Consider the following 7,394-nt stretch of genomic DNA (forward strand, 5'->3'; position numbering starts at 1 on the left):
CTCCTGTAAAAACATTCAAAGCGAATGGATACGGATTGTATGATATGTCTGGTAACGTAGCTGAGTGGACAAGTTCTCCTTACAACAGATCATCTTACACAATGTCTTCATCACTTAATCCGTCAATTACAATGTCTGGAGAAGTAAACAGAAGTGTTAGAGGAGGATCTTGGAAAGATGTTGGATACTTATTGATGGTATCATCTCGCGATTGGGAACACAAAGATTCTGCAAGAAGTTTCATCGGATTCCGTACAGTACAATCTTTCCCAGAAGGATCAAAAGTAAATTTTAGAAAAACCAAATAACCTATTAATAAAATAATTTAATAAAAAGCACTCTTATGGCAGTACAAGCTTCAAAACAAGAACTTCTTACAAATTTTTTGTATAATTTCTTTGCCGCAGTAGTAATTATCGGGGCATTATGTAAAATTACACACACTAATTTAGGACCAATATCAGCCAATTTAATCTTAACAATCGGATTAGTAGCTGAAGCATTCGTTTTCTTATATTCAGCATTTTTTGATAAACCAGAAGGAAGCTACGAATGGGAAAAAGCTTATCCAGAATTATTAAGCGGAGAGCCAGTACAAAGAAAAACTGCTGCTGTTGCAACTGCAGGAAATAACTTAACTGCTGAGTTAGACAAAGTATTAGCAGATGCTAAATTAGACAAAGAAGTTTTCGAAAGATTACGTGGTTCTTTAGACAAATTTGGTTCAGCTGTTAACGAATTAAATACAACAACATCTGCTGTCGCTTCAACAGAACAATATAGCAACGAAATTGCAAAAGCATCAACTAACATCAGTCAATTAAATGCTGTTTATGCTGAGCAAATCGTTAATAGCCAAAAACAAGTAGAATTAAATAAACAATTTATCGAAGAAATGCAAAAATCTTCAGGTAGTTCAGAGCAATTCTTGAAAGAAATGCAAGAGCTTTCTGCTAACATTAATGCATTAAACAAAGTATACGGAGGTATGCTTTCTGCAATGAAAAACAACTAATCATTGCACGATAAATTAAACTAATTATTCATTAATTCTATAAATTATTATGGCAGGAGGTGGTAGACTAACCGGACGTCAGAAGATGATCAACCTGATGTATCTCGTGTTCATTGCAATGATGGCTTTGAACGTGGATCGTGAGGTGTTGAGATCTTTCGAAACGATAAATACTTCTTTAGAGTCAACAACGACTTTAACGAAAACAAATAACGATACCTTCTATGGTCAAATTGATCTAAAAGCGAAGGACGACCCAACTTATGCAAAAACTCAAGCAGATGCTGCAGAAGTTAAAAAGCAAACAAATGATTTTGTTGCTTATATCGATGGATTGAAAAAAGAATTAGCTGGTGCTGATTTTGTTTCTGGATCAGAAGATACAGATTACAATGCATTGTCTAATACGGAGCCTGTAGTTTCTTTATTCTTTAAAGGAAAAGGAGGTGATAAAGGAAATGAGAAAGCACAAGAGTTTACAAACAAAATTGATGGTTTCAGAAATTTCTTAATGACTTTCGCTAAGCAAAGTCCTGATGCTAAAAATGCTGAAGCTCGTATCAACGAATTCTTTGGAACAACTCCAAAAACGAAAAATCAAAGCTGGATGCAAGAAAAATTCTATGATCAACCAATGGTTGCCTCATTAACGAATTTATCTAAAATGCAAATGGATGCACGTACAGAAGAAGGTAACTTAGTAAGAGCATTATTATCTGGTAAATTAGAAGAAAAAATTGAGTTGGATGCATTCCAAGGTTTATTCTTATCGCCAGGTGTTGTGAAAGTAGGTGACGAAGCTGTTCTTAATGTAGTTTTAGGAGCTTACGATAATTCAATCAAAGGTTCTGTTTCTACAAGTGTTGGTTCTGCTGCTGTTGTAGATGGTAAAGCATCTATTAAGTTGAATACATCATCAGTTGGTATGCACCAATTAACAGGTAACATTACATATGTGTCAAATGGACAAACGAAAACGGTAAAAATTGCACCATCAACTTACCAAGTTGTAGCGCAAACATCGGATGTTAAGTTTAAAGAAGTTATTCAGAATGATCCAACAGGAGGTTCTATTGTTGCAGATAATTTACGTGTAGTTTACCGTGGAGTTACTAACCCTATTTCTGCTACAATTAATGGAGCGAATGGACCAGTTAGTTTGAGCGCTTCTTCTGGAAGTCCTTCTGGAGCGGGTGCTAACAAATGGAATTATACGCCTGGAGGAGGAAGCGAAGTCGTATTTACGGCATCTGCGAGAGCAAGTTCTGGTAAAACATTATCTGTTCGCGAAACATTCCGTATCAAACCAGTTCCACCAGCACGTGGTGTAATTTTAGGAAATACAAGTCCAGCTATTCCAGATAATGGAATTGCAGCACAAACAATTCGTGTAGATTGGCCAGATTTCTTATTCCCAATTTCGGGTGAAGTAACATCTTTCAATGTAAGAGTACCAGGTCAAGCAACAGTACGTGTTTCTGGAAATAAAATGTCAGGAGCGGCTGGAGCAATTTCGAAAGCGAAAAAAGGCGATGTAATTGGTGTGTTCGATATTAAATATCGTACAAATTCAGGAGTAACTGGAGAAGCATCATCTATCGCAATTCAAGTACAATAATTTAAAAAGTAAAAATTTAAAATATGAAGTATCTTTTGTTTGGTTTAATGAGTTTTTTCTCAACTCTTACAATGGCGCAAAATGTTCTTAACGCTGTTTCACCAGAACAGTTAAGAAGAGACCGCGAAAATAAAACAAGAGTTGATGAAGCTGGAGATACAGTAAGTACAGCTCAAGATCCTATGAAATATGGCTTTATCGAAGATAAAGATGTTTTATGGTCGAAGGTTGTATGGGAAGTAATTGATTTGAATGAGCGTCTAAATCAACCTTATTATAGATCTGGTGATGAGTTAGTGCAAAATTCTAAATCATTATACGATGTATTGGTTGACGGAGTTCGTAGCAAAAAGATTAGAGAAGTTTACGACGATGAGTACTTTCAAACTAAAATGAGTTATGAGCAAATTATGGCTCGTAATGAGAAGAAAGATACACAACAGTATTACTACGATATGAAAGCTGCTGGAGAAACTCCTGATGAAGCTGCTATTTTTAATTATAAAATTAAATCTGACGATATCAAAATGGTAAAAACGAAAGGTCTATGGTACATCGACCGTCGTTTAGGAGAATTAAAATATCGTTTGTTAGGTTTAGCAATTATGGGACCTGATGCGCAATCGTTAGGAACAGAGTTTGCTGATGGAGCTTTTGTAGATTTATTCTGGATTTGGTATCCAGATGCGCGTAACGTTTTGGTGAATGCAACTGTATTCAATCCAAGCAATTCAAATTCGGCAATTACTTACGATGAGATGTTAAATGCACGTAGATTTAGTTCTATTATTTACAAAGCTCAAACAATGTATGGAACGAAAATGATTGATGATTACATTCCAAATGATGCGAAAGGTCAATTAGAAGAACATCACAAAATTAGAAATTCTATCATTCAGTCAGAAGCTGATATGTGGAATTACTAATCAGAATACAAAACAAAAAATCCAGTCATTTGACTGGATTTTTTGTTATAACTTTAGTTCAAATTAAATAAAAGCCATGAAAAATATTTTATTATTATCATTACTAATAATATCAATTAATAGTTTTGGACAACAAAAAGTTTTAACGAACTCTATTAAAAAAACAACAACAAAATTAGATGAAAGCTCAGATAGAAAAACTTTAAAAGAGTTTGTAGAGAGCATTTACATTAATTCATTAAATACTTTTGAAGGAGAGAAACTATTGATAAACACTGATGAGCTTAGTGTGCAGATAAAAAGAAACTCTGGTAAATTTGAATCGATGAAATTGAAAGATTTGAATGATATTTCTGTAGATCAATTAAAATCTTTTGAGTATAAAAAAGATAAAACAATCGAAGCTCTTTACGGAAGAAGAGGCGAATTATTTGGAATGGTTATGATAGAATTAAAATAGAAAAAATCCAGTCATCTACTGGATTTTCTTGTTTATGTATTTATAAGAATTTAACTTTCTAAAATCTAAAATCTAAAATCTAAAATCTAAAATCTAAAATCTAAAATCTAATTCGCATCTCCTTTTTCAATTCCTTCCTCTATTTTTTCTTCAACTTCAATCTTCTCTTCATGGTCCAATTTCATTTCTCCCGAATCATCATCGCTACGCAAAACAACTTGAATACTGATAGGAAAATGATCCGAACCAATATTTGGCTCTCGTATCATATCAATTAATCGAAACTGCGAACTCAAAAAATAATGATCCAAAGGCCAACGTAAGAACCAATGATGCGCATGAAAAGTATTGAACATTCCACGACCACGACGAGGATCTAAAAGTTGCGAAGTTTTCAAAAATAAACGTGTTGTTCTGCTCCACGCAACATCATTCAAATCGCCAAAAACAATACACGCTTTTCCATATTCTTTCGCTTGTTTGCCAATTGTTAAAATCTCAGCATCGCGTTCAGCACTTTCTTCATTTTCTTGCGGAACTGGCGGAGTTGGATGTAAACCATACAAACGCACAATTTGATTATTATATTCGATATCAGCAATGATAGAAGGAATTTCTGTGCTGATTAAATAATTAATTTCTTGATATTTTATAGGTAATTTAGAGTAAAACAATAATCCATAAGTATTTTCTAACGGAACTTCTATTTTGTACTCAAAATCGTTTGTAGCTTCTTTTATTTGTTCCATCCATTCGTTGTTTGTTTCCAATAAAAAAACGATATCAGGATTTCTTTTCTTAATTAATTCAACCAAATTTTGATATTTCGTATTGTCTTGCAAAACATTATAAACAAGTAAATCAAGCGGTTTTTCATTTGGTTTTAAGGTTACTTGTTCAATCATTTTTTTACCAAAAGGAGAATAAGGAATAATGACCCAAAGCAAATAAATCGCCGTAAAAACTAAGCAAATAAATAGACTTATTGTAATTGAAGTTTTAGGTACAAAAATGAATAAAATGCAAGTAGCAATTACCAAAGCAAATTTTTGAAATCGTGGATAATCAAAAACTCTAACCGTCCAATGTGTATGTTTGATGAATGGAATAATGACGGAAAGGATAATAAGGCAAGAAATTATGGTATAGAATATTTGCATAAAATGGTTGATTTTAAGAATAAAGATAAGTAAAACCGAAACATTATTTACCTTTGTAATCAAATTTTAGAAATTGAAAAAAGTAGAATATATCATCGTAGGTCAAGGTGTTGCAGGGAGTTGTATGGCGATGAAATTGTTGAAAGAAAAGAAATCTTTTGTGGTAATTGATAATCATTTTCATAAAGCATCGGCTATTGCTGCTGGAATTTTTAATCCTGTAGTGCTAAAACGATTTTCAATTGTTTGGAATGCGACAAAACAAATCAAAAGATTACGCGAGGTTTTTGGTGATTTTGAACAATTGTTAAACAAAAAATATATCTACAATTTTCCAGTTTATAGAATTTTTAATGACGAACAAGAGAAAAAAACGTGGTTGAAAAAAGCGATGACTCATCCAGATTTGATTGATTATTTAGCAACAGATACAGAACAACTGAATGATTTTTCCTCAATCAATTCTCCGATTGGTTCCGGCGAAGTTTTACATACAGGTCGTGTTGATTTGACAAATCTTCTGGCTGATTTTAAAGATTATTTAGTTGAAAATGATTTGTTTCTTGATGAGACTTTTGATTTCAATGAGTTAAAATTAAATGATAATCAAACGAGCTATAAAAAAATCGAATCAACTAAAATAATTTTTGCTGAAGGTTATAATATTTTGAACAATCCTTATTTCAAAAATTTACCTGTAATTGGTGTAAAAGGTGAAGTGTTGAAAATTGAAACTGATGCCAATTTACCCGAAGCAGTTGTGAAAGGAAAAGAATTTTTGATGCCTTTAGAAAATAATCAATATTTTGTAGGTGCAACTTACGATCGCGATCATGTGAATTATGAAAATACTGAAGAAGCTAAAAAATATTTGGTTGAAGGTGTTCAGAATTTTTTCAAAGATGATTTTGAAGTAGTGGAACAACATGCGTCAATTCGTCCAACAGTTGTCGATCGTCGTCCGATTATTGGAGCGCATCCAACGCATCAACAATTGATTTGTTTGAATGGAATGGGAACGCGTGGAACAATGTTAGCGCCTGTGATGGTGGATGATTTGTACGAATTTTTAGAGAATAATCAACCGATTGATAAAGAAGCGGACATTGCACGTTTCTATGATCGATTTTAAAACAATTTCGAATGAAAAACTTTAACATAAAAATATTCGCAATTCAACTTGTAGCAAGCGTTTTGTTATTCTTAGGAATTCAACAATTTTACGTTTTGGCTGAATTAGATTTGATTGAATTAATTCATTCAATGGGTAAAGATAATTTTGCTTTTTTGGTCAGAAAAAGTGACGAATTCGGAATCAGCGAAAAATTGAAACATTTAGCTACAATGAAAACAATTTTGAGTTTTGTAGGTATTGTTTTGGCGTATATTTTATGTTCAGTGATAAACCACAAACGCAATTACGATTGGAAAATAGCTGTAACGATAGTTGTATTGTGTTTTTTAGTTTTTCAATTCAGATTAATTAATCTTCCAATTAATTTTATTGCAACCAAAAATCTTGCATTGGCTTATTTTGTTCCAGCAACTTTTTCGATTTTAATCAGTTTTGTATTGTATTTTTTGAGTTACAAAATAAAGGTTAAGAATTAATTTAGTAGACTCTCAATTAAATTAGATACACCATGAATGAAAAAACTTGGTAAATCAGTCGATTTATTCGGGTTAGAAATATCATAATTCACTTTTCCAAAATTTGGATTATTTAGATCTATTTTTCTGTTAGATGGAATTAGTTTTAAATCTTTTTCAAGATTTGTTTTATAAACAAAACTATTAAATCGATTAAAATTAGTTGTTTGTTTACTACTCAAAGAATCAATTTTTAAATTATAATTTTGACAAAATGATGACGTCGTAATCATAACGAAAGAGAATAATGCAATATATTTCTTCACCCGTTGTGCATTTTAAATAATTTGAGTTTTTAGATTATTAATATTTCGATTAAAGTATGTTTTATTAATGTACTGAACCACAGTAAGTGCAGTAATTTTAGCTAAAATTCTGGTTTTAAATCCTTCTAAAGTCTTTGCATAATTTCGTCTAATCATAAACTGATCGCATAGTTGAGAAAATAAAGTTTCAATTCTTTTTCGATACTTTTTGAATGGATAAAACTGAGGTTTATAATCTTTTTGATTGGATCTTTTCGGTGTTTCTAATCGTATATTAACTTCATTAAATAAGTCAATTT

General features: G+C 32.0%; 11 protein-coding genes. 8 read left to right on the forward strand and 3 right to left on the reverse strand.

Translation table 11 applies throughout. The features are described 5' to 3' along the window. From B4E95_RS02295 to B4E95_RS02315, 5 genes are all read left to right on the forward strand, one after another. Positions 1–308, forward strand: a 308-nt coding sequence (locus B4E95_RS02295) for an SUMF1/EgtB/PvdO family nonheme iron enzyme (RefSeq protein ID WP_291089618.1), incomplete at its 5' end; no start/stop codon positions are given. Positions 309–343: 35 nt separating this feature from the next. Further along, positions 344–1,015 (forward strand): gliding motility protein GldL, encoded by a 672-nt coding sequence (gldL, locus tag B4E95_RS02300; protein WP_291089621.1) that lies wholly within the window; start codon positions 344–346, stop codon positions 1,013–1,015. Between the two features lie 97 nt (positions 1,016–1,112). Continuing rightward, a complete protein-coding gene (locus B4E95_RS02305; RefSeq protein ID WP_291089624.1) occupies positions 1,113–2,633 on the forward strand; it encodes a GldM family protein in 1,521 nt (506 codons plus the stop codon). A gap of 23 nt (positions 2,634–2,656) precedes the next feature. After that, positions 2,657–3,559, forward strand: a complete 903-nt coding sequence (gldN, locus tag B4E95_RS02310) for a gliding motility protein GldN (RefSeq protein WP_291089627.1) — start codon at positions 2,657–2,659, stop codon at positions 3,557–3,559. Positions 3,560–3,635: 76 nt separating this feature from the next. Next, a complete protein-coding gene (locus B4E95_RS02315; protein ID WP_291089630.1) occupies positions 3,636–4,019 on the forward strand; it encodes a hypothetical protein in 384 nt (127 codons plus the stop codon). 107 nt (positions 4,020–4,126) lie between these two features. Here the strand turns inward: B4E95_RS02315 and B4E95_RS02320 are convergent, their stop codons facing one another. Beyond that, on the reverse strand, positions 4,127–4,924 hold the full coding sequence (locus B4E95_RS02320; RefSeq protein ID WP_291089633.1) for an endonuclease/exonuclease/phosphatase family protein: 798 nt from the start codon (positions 4,922–4,924) through the stop codon (positions 4,127–4,129). A gap of 144 nt (positions 4,925–5,068) precedes the next feature. Here B4E95_RS02320 and B4E95_RS02325 point away from each other — a divergent pair, with 144 nt between their 5' ends. Genes B4E95_RS02325 through B4E95_RS02335 form a run of 3 tightly spaced genes read left to right on the forward strand, consistent with a single transcriptional unit; the run spans position 5,069 to position 6,790 of the window. After that, positions 5,069–5,212: a hypothetical protein gene (locus B4E95_RS02325; RefSeq protein ID WP_291089636.1), complete on the forward strand. Its 144-nt coding sequence runs from the start codon at positions 5,069–5,071 to the stop codon at positions 5,210–5,212. Between the two features lie 40 nt (positions 5,213–5,252). Continuing rightward, a complete protein-coding gene (locus tag B4E95_RS02330; RefSeq protein ID WP_291089639.1) occupies positions 5,253–6,311 on the forward strand; it encodes an NAD(P)/FAD-dependent oxidoreductase in 1,059 nt (352 codons plus the stop codon). An 11-nt stretch (positions 6,312–6,322) separates the two neighbouring features. Beyond that, complete coding sequence (locus B4E95_RS02335; protein ID WP_291089642.1) at positions 6,323–6,790, forward strand: hypothetical protein; 468 nt, start codon at positions 6,323–6,325, stop codon at positions 6,788–6,790. Here the strand turns inward: B4E95_RS02335 and B4E95_RS02340 are convergent. Together B4E95_RS02340 and B4E95_RS02345 are read right to left on the reverse strand one after the other, a co-directional pair. Further along, positions 6,787–7,095 carry a hypothetical protein gene (locus tag B4E95_RS02340; protein WP_221856095.1) on the reverse strand — a complete coding sequence of 103 codons (309 nt, stop codon included), beginning with the start codon at positions 7,093–7,095 and terminating at the stop codon, positions 6,787–6,789. The two genes, B4E95_RS02335 and B4E95_RS02340, sit on opposite strands and share 4 nt — an antisense overlap. 12 nt (positions 7,096–7,107) lie before the next feature. Beyond that, positions 7,108–7,394, reverse strand: a 287-nt coding sequence (locus B4E95_RS02345; RefSeq protein WP_291089645.1) for a transposase, incomplete at its 5' end; no start/stop codon positions are given.

The sequence above is a fragment of the Empedobacter sp. UBA7494 genome, from assembly GCF_002478465.1.
In the GTDB taxonomy this organism is placed as follows: Bacteria; Bacteroidota; Bacteroidia; order Flavobacteriales; family Weeksellaceae; genus Empedobacter; species Empedobacter falsenii_B.

What these genes read in the sequence shown, in the direction of transcription:
- gldL (WP_291089621.1), top strand. Translation starts at nt 344, where the DNA reads ATGGCAGTACAAGCTTCAAAACAAGAACTTCTTACAAATTTTTTGTAT.
- B4E95_RS02305 (WP_291089624.1), top strand. Translation starts at nt 1,113, where the DNA reads ATGTATCTCGTGTTCATTGCAATGATGGCTTTGAACGTGGATCGTGAG.
- gldN (WP_291089627.1), top strand. Translation starts at nt 2,657, where the DNA reads ATGAAGTATCTTTTGTTTGGTTTAATGAGTTTTTTCTCAACTCTTACA.
- B4E95_RS02315 (WP_291089630.1), top strand. Translation starts at nt 3,636, where the DNA reads ATGAAAAATATTTTATTATTATCATTACTAATAATATCAATTAATAGT.
- B4E95_RS02320 (WP_291089633.1), bottom strand. Translation starts at nt 4,924, where the DNA reads ATGATTGAACAAGTAACCTTAAAACCAAATGAAAAACCGCTTGATTTA.
- B4E95_RS02335 (WP_291089642.1), top strand. Translation starts at nt 6,323, where the DNA reads ATGAAAAACTTTAACATAAAAATATTCGCAATTCAACTTGTAGCAAGC.